A 15,688-nucleotide genomic window follows, 5' to 3' on the forward strand; every position below is an offset into this window, starting at 1 on the left:
GCACCCTCATGGACTTAAAAGCCATGAGGGTGCCCTTCATGTACTACAACTTCAGGAGCGGCGGGCCCGCTTCGCCTTGCGCGGCGGCGGCAGCGCGCCCTCCGCGCGGAGACGCGCGGCGTGTTCCGCCAAAGCGTCCACCAGGTGCGGCACGTCCGCCTTCTCCGGCTGGACGTCGACCCGGAGCCCGAATTCCACCGCGGTCTCCGCGGTCTTCGGGCCGATGCACGCGACCAGCGTGCGGGTGTGCGGCTTGCCGGCGATGCCGACCAGGTTCCGCACGGTCGAAGACGAGGTGAAGCAGACCGCGTCGAACCCGCCGGTCTTGATCATCTCGCGGGTCTCGGCGGGCGGCGGCGCCGCCCGGACGGTCCGGTAGGCCGTCACGTCGTCGATCTCCCAGCCGCGCTCGCGCAGGCCGGCCGACAGCGTCTCGGTGGCGATGTCCGCCCGCGGGAGCAGCACGCGGTCGACCGGGTCGAGCACGTCGTCGTACGGCGGGAACTCGGCCAGCAGGCCTTCCGACGACTGCTCACCCGAGGGCACCAGTTCCGGGATGATGCCGAACGAGCGCACCTTCTCCGCGGTGGCCGCGCCGACGCAGGCGATCTTCACGCCGGAGAACGCGCGGGCATCGAGGCCGAACTCCTCGAACTTCTCCCACACCGCGCGGACCGCGTTGGTGGAGGTGAAGACGATCCACTGGTAACGGCCGTCGACCAGGCCCTTGACCGAACGCTCCATCTGCGCCGGGCTGCGGGGCGGCTCGACCGAAATCGTCGGCACCTCGTGCGACGTCGCGCCGTGGCCGCGCAGGCGCTCGGCCATCTCGCCGGCCTGCTCCTTGGTGCGCGGCACCAGGACCTTCCAGCCGTAGAGCGCGCGCGACTCCCACCACGACAGCTTCGAGCGGTGCCCGGCGGCCTGGCCGATCGTGACGATCAGCGGCCCGACGAGCTCGCCCGCGTCGTTGGCGACCTTCTCGAGCGTGGTGTCGAGGGTGCGCTGGGTGTTGATGGTGCCGTTCGCGGTGACCGCGACCGGGGTCGACGCCGGGACACCGTTGCCGGTCAGCGCCGACGCGGCCTCGGCCAGGTGGGCCGACGTCGCGTGCAGCACCAGCGGGCCCGGCGAAGCCGCCAGGGCCGCCCAGTCGACGTCGCCGCGGACGTCGACCTCGGTGTGCGTGCCGCCCAGCGCGACACCCGCGTACGCGGGGACGGCCGCGCCCGGCGAGACGCCCGGGATGACGTCGAACACGGCGCTCGTGCGCGCGACCGCCTGCACCTCGGCCACCACGGCCGGGGTGGTCAGCGGGTCGCCCGCGATCAGGCGCAGCACCAGCCGGCCGGCCTTGGCCTCGGCGGTGAGGTCCTTGGCGACCTCGGTGGCCTCGCCGACGGCGGGCCGGACCTCGGCGCCCTCGGCGGCCATGGCCAGCACGGCCTGGGGCACGTCGGGGTCGGTCACCACGACCTCGGCCTTGGCGAGCAGTTCCTGGGCACGGACCGTGAGCAGGCCGGCGTCGCCGGGCCCGGAGCCCACGAACGCTACGCGCCCGGTGGTCTTTCGCGCGGGGGTCATCTGTGCGTTTCTCCTCTTGCGGCGGCCGTGCGGGATCGCACGGACGCAGGTCTCCTACGTCTTCTGAAGCGCTCGCGAGAGCGCTACTGAGCGGGACCGGAGAGGGCTCCGGCTCCGAGGTCCAGCAGCTCGGCGGCCAGGTCCTTGCCCAGCTGGGCGGCCTGGTGCTTGTCGGCCAGCGCGATGGCCCGGACCATGTCCACCGCACCTTCCTCGCCCTCGATCGCGGCGGTGCCGCGCAGCGAGATCCGTTCCACGACCTTGCCGTCGGCGTCGAGATCTTCGACGATCTCGGCGAGCGCGCCCACCGGCGCGCTGCACCCCGCCTCGAGCGCGGCCAGCAGGGAACGCTCGGCCGTCACCGCGGCCCGCGTGCCCTCGTCGTCCAATGTGGATGCGAGCAGGTGCTCGAGGTCCACGTCGGCGGTCCGGCACTCCACCGCCAGCGCGCCCTGGGCGGGCGCGGGCAGCATCTGGATCGGGTCGAGGGTCTCGGTGATCGCCTCGACCAGTCCGACCCTGGCCAGTCCGGCACGCGCGAGCACCACGGCATCGAGCTCGCCGTCGGTGACCTTGCGCATGCGGGTGTCGATATTGCCGCGAATCGGCACGATTTCCAAACCGAGACCCAGCGCGTTCAGCTGCGCGGTGCGGCGCGCGGCGCCGGTGCCCACCTTCGAACCCGGCGGCAGCTCGCCCAGCGTCAGCCCGTCGCGTGCGATCAGGGCGTCTCGCGGGTCTTCGCGCGGCGGCACGGCGGCGAGCGTGATGCCCGGCTCGGGTGCGGTCGGCAGGTCCTTGTACGAGTGGACGATGACGTCGACCTCGTTGCGCAGCAACGCTTCCCGCAGTGCGGAGGTGAACACGCCGACGCCGATCGTCGCGATGGGCGCCATCGACTTGTCGCCGGGGGTGGTCACCTTGACGATCTCGACCTCGACGCCGGTGGCGCGCAGGGCGTCGGCGACGATCCCGGTCTGGGTGAGCGCGAGCTTCGATCCGCGCGTACCCATGCGAATGACTCTGGTCACTTACTACTTCTTCTCTGGTGGGGGCGTCGGGCTCGCCACCGCGGCGGGTGCCTGCGGGTCGAGGCAGAATAGTTCGCGCAACGCGTTCGCGTAGTCGGTGTCGGCCGTCTCGGCGGCCAGCTGCTTGACCCGCACCGTCGGCGCGTGCAGCAGCTTGTCGACCACCCGGCGGACCGTGCGGCCGACCTCTTCGCGGACGGCGCCGTCGAGGTCGGGCAGCCGGTGGTCGAGCCGCAGCAGCTCGGCGTCGACGACCTCGGCCGCGCGCTTGCGCAGCGCGGTCACGGTCGGGGTGACCTCGGCGCTGCGCTGGCCGGCGAGGTACTCGCGCACCTCGTCGAGCACGATGCCGGTGGCCTTGGCGGTCTGGCGTTCGGTGGTCGGCGTCCCGGCCTCGCGCATGCGGCGCTGGACGGTGGCCAGGTCGACGACGCGCACGGCGGCCAGCTCGCCGACCGCCGGGTCGACGTCGCGGGGCAGGCCGAGGTCGCAGACCACGAGGTCACGGCCGCCGCGCGGCAGCACCTGCGACGGTCCGAAGACGGCGTCCTGCGCGCCGGTGCAGCAGATCACGATGTCGGCGTCGCGAACGGCGTCGGCGACGTGGGACAGCGGGATCGCGCGGGCGGGCACGCCCTGCTCGGTGACGTTCGCGGCGAGGCGGCGGGCGCGGGCGTCGGTGCGGTTGGCGACGGTGATCTCGCCGATCCCGGCCTTGCGCAGCTGTGACGCGCTCAGGGCGCCCATCGAGCCGGCGCCGACGATGACGGCGTGCTTGCCGGTGACGTCACCGGCCGCGGCGAGCGCCTCGGAGACGACCGACGCGCCGAGCTGGTCGAGGCCGGTCTCGGAGTGCACGCGCTTGCCGACGCGCAGCGTGGTCTGGATCAGCTCGTGCAGCGTGCGGCCGACGGTGCCGACCTCGCGCGCGGTGGCGTAGGCCGACCGGACCTGGCCGAGGATCTGCGTCTCGCCGACGACCATCGAGTCGAGGCCCGAGGTGACGGAGAAGAGGTGTTCGACAGCCGCGCCGGCGTAGTGCACGTACAGGCTGTCGTAGAGGTCGGCCGGTTCCATGCCGGCCTGGCGGGCCAGCACCGCGGAGACGTCGTCGAGGCCGCCGTGGAAGGTCTCGACGACCGCGTAGACCTCGATCCGGTTGCACGTCGAGACGAGCATGACCTCGCTGACGTGCTCGGCCTGCTGCAGTTCGTCGAGGACCTTGCCGACCTCGGGCGCGGGCACCGCGACGCGCTCGAGCGTGCTCAGCTCCGCACTCCGATGCGAAAGGCCGACCGCCAGGACACTCATCCGCGCACCACCATTTCCCGTCCGCCGTCCGGACCCGAACCGTTCCGGCCGCCCTTCCCATTCTCGGACGGCAGGCCCGCACCGGGTAATCCGGAATTGCCCTGATTACCGGCGGCGTCATCCGCGCGGCGGGCCACGTGGAACGAGAGTATCTGCAGCTCCACGGCCAAATCCACTTTGCGGACCTCGATGTGAGCAGGAACTTGCAGCACGACGGGAGCGAAGTTGAGGATGCACTGGACACCGCCCGCGACCAGCCGGTCACAGACCGATTGCGCGGCGGTGGGCGGGGTGGCGATCACGCCGATGGAGATGCCGCGCTCGGCGCACACCCGCGGGATGTCGTCCATGTGCGATACCGGGAGGCCGCCGACCGGCACGCCGATCAGGTCCGCGTCCAGGTCGAACAGCGCTTCGACCGGGAATCCGCGCCCCGGGAAGCCCCCGTAGTTGGCCAGCGCGTGACCCAGATTGCCGATCCCGACCACGGCCACTTTGTGCTGCCGGGTCAGGCCGAGGATGCGCTCGATCTGGCTGATCAGGACGCTGACTTCGTAGCCGACGCCGCGGGTGCCGTAGGAGCCCAGGTACGAGAGGTCTTTGCGCAATTTCGCGGAATTGACGCCCGCCGCCTGCGAGAGTTCCTCGCTCGAAACGGTCGTCGCGCCCTGTTCGGACATTCCGGACAGCACGCGGAGGTAGACGGCGAGGCGGGCGACCGCCGCCTCGGGGATCTGCTTCGCCCGGACGGCCTCGGGGGCATCCCCGGTGCGGCCGTTGCCATCGGCGGGTACGGCCGGGATCTCGGCGGTCGGTGCGTTGTCCGCGTCCGGGGTGTCCCGGCGCGACCGGCGCGGCGGCCGGCCCGGGGAGCCCGCTTCGTCGCGCCTCCCCCGCTGTGTCACCACGCCGTCGTCTCCTGCCCGCTGTGCACCCGGCGGCCATCGCCACGGCCGGTCCGAACTGTGTCTTGACCCAGGGCGCGGGGTCCGGTTCGATACGGACCGCCCGGGGGCGATGGTCCTACGGTAGACCACTTGTGAACGCGCGCACAAAGTCACTGGTCGGAGGCGGTTCCCGGGGGCTGGGACGGGGCCACCGATCATGACACGGCGTCAGAATCCTTGTCCGGCAGGCACTTCCGGGACTCAGCGGGCGTCGAGGGTGCTCGAGTGCCGGCCGCTGCCGCCGGCCGCGACGCGGCGAGCGGCCCACCGGACACGGTGAACGGCGCCGGGGTGCCGGCCGGGTCCGCGGTGTCTTGAATGAGTCATTCAGGTCTTCGGAGGTCCTGAATGACTCATTCAAGACCTTTGCGAGCGGCCGAGCCGGGCTCAGTGGGCGTCGAGGGTCACCGAGTGCCAGCCGGTCGCCCCGTCCGGGACCGGGTCCACGCGGTTCTCCGTCTGCGTGTAGCCGTCCTGGTCGGTCGCCCGGACGAACGCCTGGTGCGTCCCCTTCGGCACGTCCAGCTCGATCCACCACATGCGCCAGGTGTCCTTGCTCACCTCGGCCGAGAGCACCGCCGGCTGCCACGGCCCCTGGTCCAGCCGGACCTCGACCTTCGCGATGCCCGTGTGCTGCGCCCACGCCGTGCCGGCCAGCCGGACCTTCCCCGCCGTCACGCCCGCGAAGCCGGTCGGCGTGTCGATCCGGGACTCCGTCTTGATCGGCGCCTGCTCGGCCCAGCCGCGGCTGAGCCAGTACGCCTGCCGGGCGTCCCACTTCGTGAATTCGAGGGATTCGACCCACTTCGTCGCGGAGACGTAGCCGTAGAGACCCGGGATGACGATCCGCGCCGGGAAGCCGTGCTCGACCGGCAGCGGCTCGCCGTTCATGCCGATCGCCAGCATCGCGCCGCGCTGCGGGTCGAGCGCGACGTTCGCCGGGGTGCCGCACGTCCAGCCGTCGACGCTGGTGGCGAACATCTGCTCGGCGCCCGCCTGCACGCCGGCCTGGTCCAGCAGGTCCACCAGGTCGACGCCGAGCCAGGTCGCGTTCGAGATCAGCGGGCCGCCGACCTCGTTGGAGACGCAGGTGAGCGTGACGCGGCGCTCGACCAGCGGCCGGTTGCGGATGTCGGCGTAGGAGAACGTCACCTCGCGATCGACCATCCCGTGGATCTTCAGGCTCCAGTCCTCGGTGCGGATCTGCGGCACGACCAGCGCGGTGTCGATGCGGTAGAAGTCGCCGTTCGGCGTGAGGAACGGTGGCGAGCCCAGCTTCGCGAAGTCGGCGTCCGCGGGCAGCGGCGGCGCGGTGCGCGCGGGGACGAGCGGCCCGACGGCGGCCCGGGAGTCCTCGGCGTTCGAGCTGGTCCCGGCGACCTGGCCGACCACGGCGGCGACGCCGGATCCGGCCACCACCCCGACGCCGACCCGAAGGAACTTCCGCCTGGACGCCCCCGAATCCGCACTTTCACGTGAAAGTGCGGCCCCCTGGTGGGCACTTTCACGTGAAAGTGCGACCCGGTGCAGCTGGGTGAACACGACGAGCCCGGCGACGAGGGCGGCGACCGGCGCGAACAGCGAGACCTGCCCGAGGTCGCTGCGCGCGTAGACGGCGGCGACCCCGGCGGCCCCGAGCAGGAAGACGAGGATCTGCCCGGCGCGTGGCGTCCGGCGCGAGAGCTGGCCGGCGAGCATCGCGAACAGCACGAGCACGACGGCGAGCCCGATCTTGAGGACCGGCTTGTCCCACGTGCCCAGCGTCCGCTCGGCCCACTTCACGATACCGGTCGGGCTGTGGTCGATGATGTAGTTGGCGACCGCGATGAACGGCGAAGCGGTGTAGCCGACGAAGCCCGCGACGAGGTGCCCGACCCCGAGGGCGGCGGCCAGCGCGAGGAGCCCGATGAGGGTGGCGACGGGCAGCGAAAGCCGCCTGGGCGCTTCGGGCGGCGCTTCCTGCAGAGTGCTCACGCCTCCATCTTCGGCACCGCTGGGCCGATCGGGTGGGCGCCGGTGCTTACGGACGTGTTACGGCTTCACCAGGCCGGGACACTCAGGACGAAAGCGCCTTGCGCAGCCGCTCCTCTTCCACGCGCCAGTACCCGTGCTCGGCGCCGTCGACCAGGATCACCGGGACGCGGTCGCCGTACTCCGCGCGCCACTCCGGGTCCGTGTCGACGTCCTCCGTCTTCCACGTCACCGCGAGCTCGCCGCAGATCCGGGCGACGTCCGCCTCCGCGACCTCGCAGAGGTGGCAGCCCGCCCGGCTCATGACCGTCACTTCGTGCGTCATGCCGTCCTTACTACCGCACCTACCGCAGCCGCATGCGGCGGAGCTTGCCGGTGGCCGAGTGCGGCAGTGACTCGGCGAACTCCACGGCGTGCGGCACCTTGTACCCCGCGAGGTGGGCCGCGCACTGGTCGACGACCTGCTGTTCGGACAGCGAAGCGCCGGCGACCGGCACCACGAACGCCTTCACGGCCTCGCCGCTGCGCTCGTCGACGATCCCGACCACCGCCGCTTCCGCGACCTCCGGCAGCCGGGAGATGACCGACTCGACCTCGTTCGGGAAGACGTTGAAGCCGTTGACGATGATCAGGTCGTTGGCGCGGTCGACCAGGTGCAGGTCGCCGTCGACGTCGAGGTAGCCGACGTCGCCGGTGCGGAACCAGCCTTCGTCGTCCGGCCCGTGGCCGCCGTCGGGCCAGTAGCCGGAGAACAGGTTCGCGCCGCGGATCGACACCAGCCCGGTCTCGCCCTCGGCCTCGAAGACGTCGTCGACGTCGTCCGGGTCGAGCGGCACGGCCTGGTCGGTGCCGTCGCTGTCGACCAGCCGCAGTTCGACGCCGGGCAGCGGCCGCCCGACCGAACCCGGCTTCGGGTAGCCCGTAACCAGCGTCGACGTCACCACCGGCGCGCACTCGGTGAGCCCGTAGCCCTCGTAGACGTCGAGGCCGGTCGCCTCGCGGAGCGCGCCCAGCACCTTCGGGTGCAGCGGCGCGGCGCCCGACGTCATCCGCCGGACGGTCGCCAGCCCCCGGCTCAGCTCCTCGGTGCCGAGCGCGGCGAACTCGGAGTACATCGTCGGGACGCCGGTGATCGTCGTGACGCCCTGCTCGGCGCAGTCGTCCAGCGTGCGCTGCGCCTCGAAGCGCTCGGACAGGATCGTCGTCGCGCCGACCGAGACCGCCTGCAGCAGGCCGGGGCCGAGGCCGTAGACGTGGAAGAGCGGGATGGTGATCAGCACGCGGTCGTCTTGGGTCAGGACGCCCTCGACGCCGCTCAGCTGCTCCAGGTTCGCCAGCAGCGCGCGGTGCGAGAGCATCGCGCCGCGCGGCGGGCCGGTGGTGCCCGAGGTGTAGGAGACGACGGCGATGTCCTCACCGGCGCCCGCCCGGTCGTCGTCGACGAATTCGATTGGGCCATCCGGGTCGGATTCCGGAGTGAGACCGGTCACGCCGGCCGGCAGCGCCTCTTCGGCGTCACGCGTGATGACAACCTTGGCACCGCTGTGCTCGAGCAGCTGCTCCAGCTCGGGCCCCGGCGCCTGCGGCGACAGCGGCACGACGACCGCGCCGGCGCGCAGCGCGCCGAAGAACGCGACCACGAAGTCCACCGATGTCGGCAGCCGCAGCGCGACCCGGTCGCCGGGCTCGGCCCCGGCGTCCGCGAGCCGCCTGGCCTGCGCCTGCACGGCCGTTTCGACCTGGGCGTAAGTCAGCCCTCGCCCGGTGCCCGTCTCGCGCACGGCCGGGTGGTCCGGCCAGGTGGCCGCGGCCCGCGTGAGCAGGCCGCCGACCCCTGGCTGCGTCCCCTCTGGAGCACTCATCCGCGGTCCACCTCTCCTCGCCCGGCCCAAACCGTTGCAAGTCTGTCATTCGAAGCGACGTCATGGGTGCTGACCGCGAGCGTCGCTTCTCTGCAACCCCGGAGCCACTACCTACTTCGCGGTAACTACACGTATGCTGCACTGCGTTGCGGGGTGGTGTTGATCACCGCCGCGACCGGAGAGAGGGAGTCGCCGTGACGAACTTGCCTGCCCACGAGGCCGTGGGGCATGCGAGCCGGCAGGCCCTTGCTCGCCCGGGTTCCGGGGGTACCGTGGCCCGGCACTGGGCCGAAGCCGCCGCCGGAGGTGCCGCCCGATGACCGTGCCGACCGCCGTGAGCCGCGGGCCCGTCTTCATGTTCGCCGAGCGCGTCTTCGGCCGATCGCCGTCCGTGCCGATGAGCAGGCAGGCGGTCGACGAGGAGCGCGCCGAGGCGGCGAAGGCCGAGGCCTGGGACCTGGTGCGCGCCGCGCAGGACGGCGACTCGTCCGCGTTCGGCCGGCTCTACGACCGCTACGTCGACGTCGTCTACCGGTACGTGCTCTTCCGGCTGGGCGACCGCGACCTCGCCGAGGACGTCACCAGCGAGACGTTCCTGCGCGCCCTGCGCCGGATCACGTCGGTGAGCTACCAGGGACGTGACGTCGGCGCCTGGTTCGTCACCATCGCCCGCAACCTCGTGCTCGACCACGTGAAGTCGAGCCGGTTCCGCCTCGAGGTCGTCACCGACGAGGTGACCGAGCCGGGTTCGGCGCCCTTCAGCGTCGGCGCGAGCGTCCAGGCGGGCCCCGAGCAGGAGGCGATCAGCCGCGCCACCCGCACCGAGCTGCTGCGCTGCGTCGCCGAACTGGGCGATGACCAGCGGGAATGCATCATCCTGCGGTTCCTGCAGGGCCTGTCGGTGGCGGAGACGGCCGAGATCATGAACCGCAACGAGGGCGCGATCAAGGCGCTGCAGCACCGCGCGGTACGCCGTTTGGCACAACTTCTCCCCACCGGATTGCGCTGATCCCGCGAACTTTTCGACCCGTCGACCGAAACCGGTAACCCTGGCGCCTTCTTAATCGTTACTCCTGCCAGACCGGTGTTGGCGATCCGGCCGAAAGCAGGCGGACACGGCCGCGGCGGACCTGCTCACCGCAGTGTTTCCGCCGTGGCTGCCGGTCGGATCGACAACGATCGACACAGCAGGACCGGCCACGGCCCGAGATGGAGCTGCGCAGTGAGGATCGCGCGTGAGCGAGCCGAGATCGACCGGTTCGCGCGTGCCCTGGAGCCGTCCCCGAAGCAGCGGGACGGCGAGTTCGCCGACGAACTGGCCCTCGTCGGCGCGCTGCGCGAACTCGGTGCGGCCGGGGCCCCGGACCTGGAGACCCGGCAGCGGATCCGCGCGGAGATCGCGGGCCGCCTGGAGACGGCGGCGGTCACCCCGCGTCGGAGGTGGCGGCCGCGGACCGCCGACCTGGTGGCCGCCGCGCTCTTCCTCGTGCTCGTGCTCTCCGGCCTCACCCTGGTGCTCTCGCGCAACGCGTTGCCCGGTGACCCGCTGTACGGCGTCAAGCGGGCCGGCGAGTCGACGGCACTGGGCCTGACTTTCGGCGACCAGGCGAAGGCGCGCAAGCACCTCGAGTTCGCCACCAACCGCGTCACCGAGCTCGGCGAACTGGCCGCGCAAGGCGCGAGCGAAGCGGACTACCGCACCGCGTACGACGACTTCGCGGCCGACCTTCGCGCCGGCGTCGCCCAGATGGCCACGGTGGCGACCAGTGACGGCAGCGGCACGCAGGCGCTGTCCGACGTCCGGCTGTGGGCGCGGAACCAGGCGGCCCGGCTCGCGGCCGACCAGCCGAAGCTCCCGGCGGACGCGGCGACGGTGTTCGGTGATGTGCGCGACCTGCTCGGCAAGGTCCAGGAGCGCACGAGCGGGCTGGTCGAGCGGATGAACTGCTACCAGATCACCACCGGCACGTCCGACGAGCTGGGCCCGCTCCCGGCGACCGGCGAGTGCACGCAGCGGCCGGCTCCGTCGTCCGGCGGCGAACCGTCGGCGGCGGTTCCCGAGCCGTCGACGGGCGAAAGCACGTCGGCGAATGCGACGGGCACGCAGCTGCCGCCCTCGGACGCCGCGTCGACGCCCGGCATCCCCGTGCCGACCGGCGGGATCACGCCGCCGCCGGTGTACGGCCAGGACCCGACGACCACGCAGCGGCCCCCGGTGACGTCGACCACGCAGCCGCCACCGCTGGTTTCGATCCCGCCGCTGCTCCCGGGTCTGCCGCCGATCGTGATCGGCTGAGGTCCGGGCCACACCTGCGACACCGCGGTGGGCGGCTCGCTACGCTGTGCGAAGGACCCGGACGTTCGCAGGGACGTGGACAGACGTGGAGGCGGTGTTGCGTGTCAGCGTGGCGTGGCAGGGATAAGAGTCAGGAGCTCGAACGGCTCGCCACGATCGCAGGCGAAGCGTCGGCCGAGGCCGCCCACGCCCGCGTCGTCGCCGAGCCCCCCGCACCGCCCGCCCCGCCGGACCTCACCGCGGCCGCGTTCTTCGACGTCGACAACACGATGATGATGGGCGCGTCGATCTTCTACTTCGCCCGCGGGCTCGCGGCGCGGAAGTTCTTCACGTCGTCGGACCTCGCCGGTTTCGTCTGGGGCCAGATCAAGTTCCGCCTCGGCGGCCGCGAGAACAAAGAGGACATCAAGACCCACCGCGAGCGCGCACTGTCCTTTGTGGCCGGCCGCACGGTGGCGGAGCTGACGTCGATCAGCGAAGAGATCTACGACGAGCTGATGGCGGACAAGATCTGGTCCGGCACGCGCGCGCTGGCCCAGATGCACCTGGACGCGGGCCAGCGGGTCTGGCTGGTGACGGCGACCCCGATCGAGCTGGCGGCGATCATTTCCCGCCGCCTGGGGCTGACCGGCGCGCTGGGCACGGTGGCGGAAACACGCGACGGCGTCTACACCGGGCGTCTGGTGGGCGACCTCCTGCACGGCCGCGCGAAGGCGCACGCGGTGCGCGCGCTGGCGTCCCGCGAGGGCCTGAACCTCAAGCGCTGCACGGCTTATTCGGACTCGGCGAACGACATCCCGATGCTGTCGGCGGTGGGCACCGCGGTCGCGGTGAACCCCGACGGTGGCCTTCGGGACGTCGCCCGGGCGCGCGGCTGGGAAATCCGCGACTTCCGGACCGGCCGGAAGGCCGCGAAGATCGGCGTACCGTCGGTGCTGGGCGCCGGAGCTTTGGCCGGCGCCGTGGCGGCGGGCATGGCCTACCGCCGCCGCTGACGCTCAGCCGCGGAAGACCGACTTCCGCTGCGAAAGCCGCTGGTACAGCGTCTGCTGGATCGACTCCCGCACCTGGTCCGTCAGCTGGAACACCAGCATCGGGTCGTCCACGGCCTCCGGGCCGTACGAATCCGTCGCGATCGGCTCGCCGAACTCGATGCTCCACTTCGTCGGCAGCGGGATCGCGCCCAGCGCCCCGAACAGCGGGAAGAGCGGCGTCACCGGGAAGTACGGCAGCCCGAACATGCGCGCCAGGATCTTGATGTCGCCCAGCTTCGGGTAGATCTCCTCGGCGCCGATCACCGACACCGGGATGATCGGGACCCCCGCGCGCAGTGCCGCCGACACGAACCCGCCGCGGCCGAAACGCTGGAGCTTGTATCGCGACGAGAACGGCTTGCCGACGCCCTTGAAGCCCTCCGGCCACACGCCGACCAGCTCACCCTTGCCCAGCAGGCGTTCCGCGTCCGCGTTGCAGGCCAGCGTCTGGCCGGACTTGCGGGCGAACGAGCCCACCAGCGGCACCTGGAACACCAGGTCCGCGCCGAGGCCGCGCAGGTGCCGGCCGCCCGTCTCGTCGTGGACCGCCACCGCCGTCATCAGCGAGTCGAGCGGCACCGTGCCCGAGTGGTTCGACACCAGCAGCGCGCCGCCTTCCAGCGGCAGGTTCTCGACGCCGAACGTGTCGACGCGGAACCACTTCCGGTACAGCGCGCGCAGCGGCGGCAGGAACACGGCGTCGGTCAACTCGGCGTCGAAGCCGAACTCGTCGACCGTGTAGTCGCCGGTCAGGCGGTCGCGGATGAAGCCGAGCGCCGAGCGCGCGGCGTCCGAAAGGGGTTCCTCGGGGGCCGCCTGGCCCGCGCCCGGGAAGGCGACCACCGGCGCGTCCACCCGCGCGGCTTCCTCCCCACGGAGGTCGCGGCCGGCTTCCGGCTTCTCCCGGCCCGGTCCGTGCAGGGGGATGACCTGCGCTTCGGCACCGCCCACCGTCTCTGCCTCGCTTCCGGAGTCGTCCAAGTCGTGCGGCCTGCTGTAACAACCGGAGCTTCGCTCCGGGCCGGGGGCTCCGCCACCCGGACCCCCGAAGGGCCTGCTCATCGGCTCGACTGCCCCGTCGCGGCAGCGACGAGCACCTTGCCGGCCAGACCCGCCAGCTTGCCGCCGTCGAGCACCGGCCGGAGCCCGCGTCCGACGATGTAGTCGTCGAACGCCTCACGCGTCGTCCACCGCGGGGTGTAGCCGAACTCGCCCTTCAGCTTGGCGATGTCGACGACCCGGCCGAAGTTCAGCAGCCGGACCTGGTCGGCGGAGAAGTCCACGACGCGAGCGCCTCGCAGGACCTTGCCGACCGACGGAACCACGCTCCGCGGCATGGGCAGCTCGACCCGGCCCGCTCGCCGGATCGCCTGCGAAAGGGTGAGTACCCCTTCCGAGCCGACGTTAAAGACGCCGGGGTGGTCGTTCAGGGTCGCGCGCTCCAGCACGGCCAGCGCGTCCGAAGAGTGCAGCAGCTGGATCCGGGCGTCGTAGCCGAAAACGGTCGGCACGACGGGCAGCGCGAAGTAGCGCGAAAGGACGGTGTCCGTCGCCGGCCCGATGATGTTGGCGAAGCGGAACAGCGTCGTGGTGATGTCGGGACGGCGCCGCATCAGGCCGCGCACGTACCCCTCCATCTCGACGGCGTCCTTCGCGTACCCGCTGGACGACGTCGGGATCAGCTCGGAGTCCTCGGTGAACACCGCCTGCGAGCGCGCGCCCGCGCCGTACACGGCCGCCGTCGACTTGACGACCAGCTTGCGCACCAGCGGCGAGCGCTGGCACGCGGCCAGCAGCCGCATGGTGCCGATGACGTTGACTTCCTTGATGGCGGTGCGCCGCCCGGGCCCGGCCGGGTGCGCGGTGCACGACGCGTGCACCACGGTGTCCACTTTGGCGGTGCTGATCACCTTGGCGATCAAGGGATTCCGGATGTCCGCGCGGACGAACTCCGCGTGTCCCATGCGCTGCAGGACCGTCTTGTCCGGAGCGACCGTGTCGACACCGATGACCCGTTCGAAATCGGGGTTGTTGCCCAGCCGGGCGAGGAGTTTCCCGCCCAGTTCGCCGGCTACCCCGGTGACGAGCACGATGTTCGACGGCATGCGACTCCCTGCGGCGTAGGGCGTGGTGGGGGTGGACGATCACCCGAAGTGCGCGGGCCTGCACTCACTGGAAGCATCGCGCGGACACCCTTGAGATGTTACCGCTCTTCAGTGGTAGCTCCGGGTTGTCTTACGTGCTATTAACCGCTACGCCCCGGAAAGCGACGAACGCCTCACTCGAACGGGGGGCACCGGCCCACCACATGGACGTGGGGCCGCCCCGCGCGGGGGGGGGCCCCCCCCCCCCCCCTGGCGGGGGCCCCGCCCTCCGGGGGGCCGGCCCACGGCTACGCACGGCTGGGATTTACTTGCCGGCCTTACGACGCTGCACTCGCGTGCGGCGCAGCAGCTTGCGGTGCTTCTTCTTCGACATGCGCTTGCGGCGCTTCTTGATCACAGAGCCCATGGGCGCTCCTTAGGTCGTCGTCGGTAACGCTGCCCGGCGCAGCGTCCAACGGGTGGAGCGCACAGGCACGAGCGGTCTCTCAGGTTACTCGTCACCCTGGGCGGGCCGGTCGGCGGGCACGTTGTAGCGCTGCGCGCCGCTGGCCACGGCGTGCCCGGCGACCGGTTCATCCCACGTCGTAATACGCACCCTGGAGGTACTCGTGCACTGCTTTCTCCGGCACCCGGAACGACTTGCCGACCCTTACGGCGGGCAGCTCACCCGAGTGCACGAGACGGTAGACGGTCATCTTGGAGACCCGCATCAGCGTGGCCACCTCGGCGACCGTCAGGAACTGGACCTGCCCGACAGCCGGCAGATCCTCCTTCTTGTTCGGCGACATGTTTACCGCGTCCTTCGACACGCGTCGCGCCACGAGGCTTCCCCACCTGTGGTACCGACACGCACGTGCTCTATCGAGAGTAGCGGGACTGGTGGGACTAATGCGACGCCTGTCACCGAGATGGGCTCCTACCAGCGCTAACGCACGAGCACTCGCGCGTGCAATACCGCCGGAATCGCCCATTACGGCGAATCCGGGCGCGCGGTACCCGGCTCGAGGGGCAGCCGCAGCGCCCGGACGGTGAACGAAATGGCGTGGTACCAGCCGCAGACGAGCAGCAGGTCGAGTGCGCCGTCGTCACCCACTGCGGCCACCAGGTCCGCCCACGCCTCGTCCGACAGGTCCGCCGTCGCGTGCAGCTCGTCGACGGCGTTCAGCACCGCGCGGTCCGCCGGGGACCAGCAGTCGTCGGCCGGGCGCCCGCCGGCCAGCGAACGGACCTGTTCGGCGTCGAGGCCGGCCTTGTCGGCGAAGGCGGCGACGTGCACGCCCCACTCGTAGCCGGCGCCGCACAGCGCCGTCGTCCGGTCGATGACCAGCTCACGCTGCCGCACGCTCAGCGCGGACCGCCGCGAGAAGTAGTAGCGGCCCCAGCTCGCGACGCCACGGGCGAGGTCGGGGCGACGGGCCCAGACGCGGAACAGCTGCAGCGGCGGCCCGAGTTCGCCGAGCACCGCGGCGGTCCCGTCGTCGAACGGCGGCTCGAGGGGCGCGATCCGCGGCTGCTTCGATTTCAGAGGCATACTCGGCACGCTAGCA

The 15,688-nt window shown here is 71.6% G+C and carries 15 protein-coding genes; 3 read left to right on the forward strand and 12 right to left on the reverse strand.

Features of this window, described 5'->3' with window-relative positions; genetic code table 11:
* Positions 1-51: 51 nt before the first annotated feature.
* The 7 genes from QQ657_RS42895 to QQ657_RS42925 form a co-directional block, all read right to left on the reverse strand.
* The gene (locus QQ657_RS42895; protein WP_284748116.1) at positions 52-1,584 is read right to left on the reverse strand and encodes a bifunctional uroporphyrinogen-III C-methyltransferase/uroporphyrinogen-III synthase; all 1,533 of its coding nucleotides are present in this window, start codon (positions 1,582-1,584) and stop codon (positions 52-54) included.
* Positions 1,585-1,667: 83 nt separating this feature from the next.
* Positions 1,668-2,597: a hydroxymethylbilane synthase gene (gene hemC, locus QQ657_RS42900; RefSeq protein ID WP_284748117.1), complete on the reverse strand. Its 930-nt coding sequence runs from the start codon at positions 2,595-2,597 to the stop codon at positions 1,668-1,670.
* Between the two features lie 21 nt (positions 2,598-2,618).
* Positions 2,619-3,926 carry a glutamyl-tRNA reductase gene (locus QQ657_RS42905; protein ID WP_284748118.1) on the reverse strand — a complete coding sequence of 436 codons (1,308 nt, stop codon included), beginning with the start codon at positions 3,924-3,926 and terminating at the stop codon, positions 2,619-2,621.
* Positions 3,923-4,834 carry a redox-sensing transcriptional repressor Rex gene (locus QQ657_RS42910; RefSeq protein ID WP_284748119.1) on the reverse strand — a complete coding sequence of 304 codons (912 nt, stop codon included), beginning with the start codon at positions 4,832-4,834 and terminating at the stop codon, positions 3,923-3,925. The genes QQ657_RS42905 and QQ657_RS42910 overlap by 4 nt, the downstream gene beginning before the upstream one ends.
* Before the next feature lie 426 nt (positions 4,835-5,260).
* A complete protein-coding gene (locus QQ657_RS42915; RefSeq protein WP_284748120.1) occupies positions 5,261-6,847 on the reverse strand; it encodes a molybdopterin-dependent oxidoreductase in 1,587 nt (528 codons plus the stop codon).
* Between the two features lie 82 nt (positions 6,848-6,929).
* Positions 6,930-7,169: a glutaredoxin family protein gene (locus QQ657_RS42920; protein ID WP_284748121.1), complete on the reverse strand. Its 240-nt coding sequence runs from the start codon at positions 7,167-7,169 to the stop codon at positions 6,930-6,932.
* Positions 7,170-7,188: 19 nt separating this feature from the next.
* Positions 7,189-8,706, reverse strand: coding sequence for a long-chain-fatty-acid--CoA ligase (locus QQ657_RS42925; RefSeq protein ID WP_284748122.1), 1,518 nt, complete (start codon positions 8,704-8,706; stop codon positions 7,189-7,191).
* 316 nt (positions 8,707-9,022) lie between these two features.
* Here QQ657_RS42925 and QQ657_RS42930 point away from each other — a divergent pair, with 316 nt between their 5' ends.
* The 3 genes from QQ657_RS42930 (at position 9,023) to QQ657_RS42940 (ending at position 11,997) form a co-directional block, all read left to right on the forward strand.
* Entirely contained in the window at positions 9,023-9,715 is a 693-nt protein-coding gene (locus QQ657_RS42930; protein ID WP_284748123.1) for a sigma-70 family RNA polymerase sigma factor, read from the forward strand.
* Between the two features lie 213 nt (positions 9,716-9,928).
* Positions 9,929-11,002, forward strand: coding sequence for a DUF5667 domain-containing protein (locus QQ657_RS42935; RefSeq protein ID WP_284748124.1), 1,074 nt, complete (start codon positions 9,929-9,931; stop codon positions 11,000-11,002).
* A 101-nt stretch (positions 11,003-11,103) separates the two neighbouring features.
* On the forward strand, positions 11,104-11,997 hold the full coding sequence (locus QQ657_RS42940; protein ID WP_284748125.1) for an HAD family hydrolase: 894 nt from the start codon (positions 11,104-11,106) through the stop codon (positions 11,995-11,997).
* 3 nt (positions 11,998-12,000) lie between these two features.
* On the opposite strand, the gene QQ657_RS42945 is transcribed toward QQ657_RS42940, so the two are convergent.
* The 5 genes from QQ657_RS42945 to QQ657_RS42965 all read right to left on the reverse strand — a co-directional run bounded on the left by QQ657_RS42945 (position 12,001) and on the right by QQ657_RS42965 (position 15,672).
* Positions 12,001-13,017 (reverse strand): lysophospholipid acyltransferase family protein, encoded by a 1,017-nt coding sequence (locus QQ657_RS42945; RefSeq protein WP_284748126.1) that lies wholly within the window; start codon positions 13,015-13,017, stop codon positions 12,001-12,003.
* A 77-nt stretch (positions 13,018-13,094) separates the two neighbouring features.
* The gene (locus QQ657_RS42950) at positions 13,095-14,141 is read right to left on the reverse strand and encodes an NAD-dependent epimerase/dehydratase family protein (protein ID WP_284748127.1); all 1,047 of its coding nucleotides are present in this window, start codon (positions 14,139-14,141) and stop codon (positions 13,095-13,097) included.
* Positions 14,142-14,445: 304 nt separating this feature from the next.
* The gene (locus QQ657_RS42955) at positions 14,446-14,547 is read right to left on the reverse strand and encodes a 30S ribosomal protein bS22 (protein WP_007030867.1); all 102 of its coding nucleotides are present in this window, start codon (positions 14,545-14,547) and stop codon (positions 14,446-14,448) included.
* A gap of 166 nt (positions 14,548-14,713) precedes the next feature.
* Entirely contained in the window at positions 14,714-14,929 is a 216-nt protein-coding gene (locus QQ657_RS42960) for a helix-turn-helix domain-containing protein (protein WP_013222402.1), read from the reverse strand.
* Positions 14,930-15,111: 182 nt separating this feature from the next.
* Positions 15,112-15,672, reverse strand: coding sequence for a carboxymuconolactone decarboxylase family protein (locus QQ657_RS42965; RefSeq protein ID WP_284748128.1), 561 nt, complete (start codon positions 15,670-15,672; stop codon positions 15,112-15,114).
* Positions 15,673-15,688 lie beyond the last annotated feature (16 nt).

The organism is Amycolatopsis ponsaeliensis, from assembly GCF_030182635.1.
Lineage (GTDB): Bacteria > Actinomycetota > Actinomycetes > Mycobacteriales > Pseudonocardiaceae > Amycolatopsis > Amycolatopsis ponsaeliensis.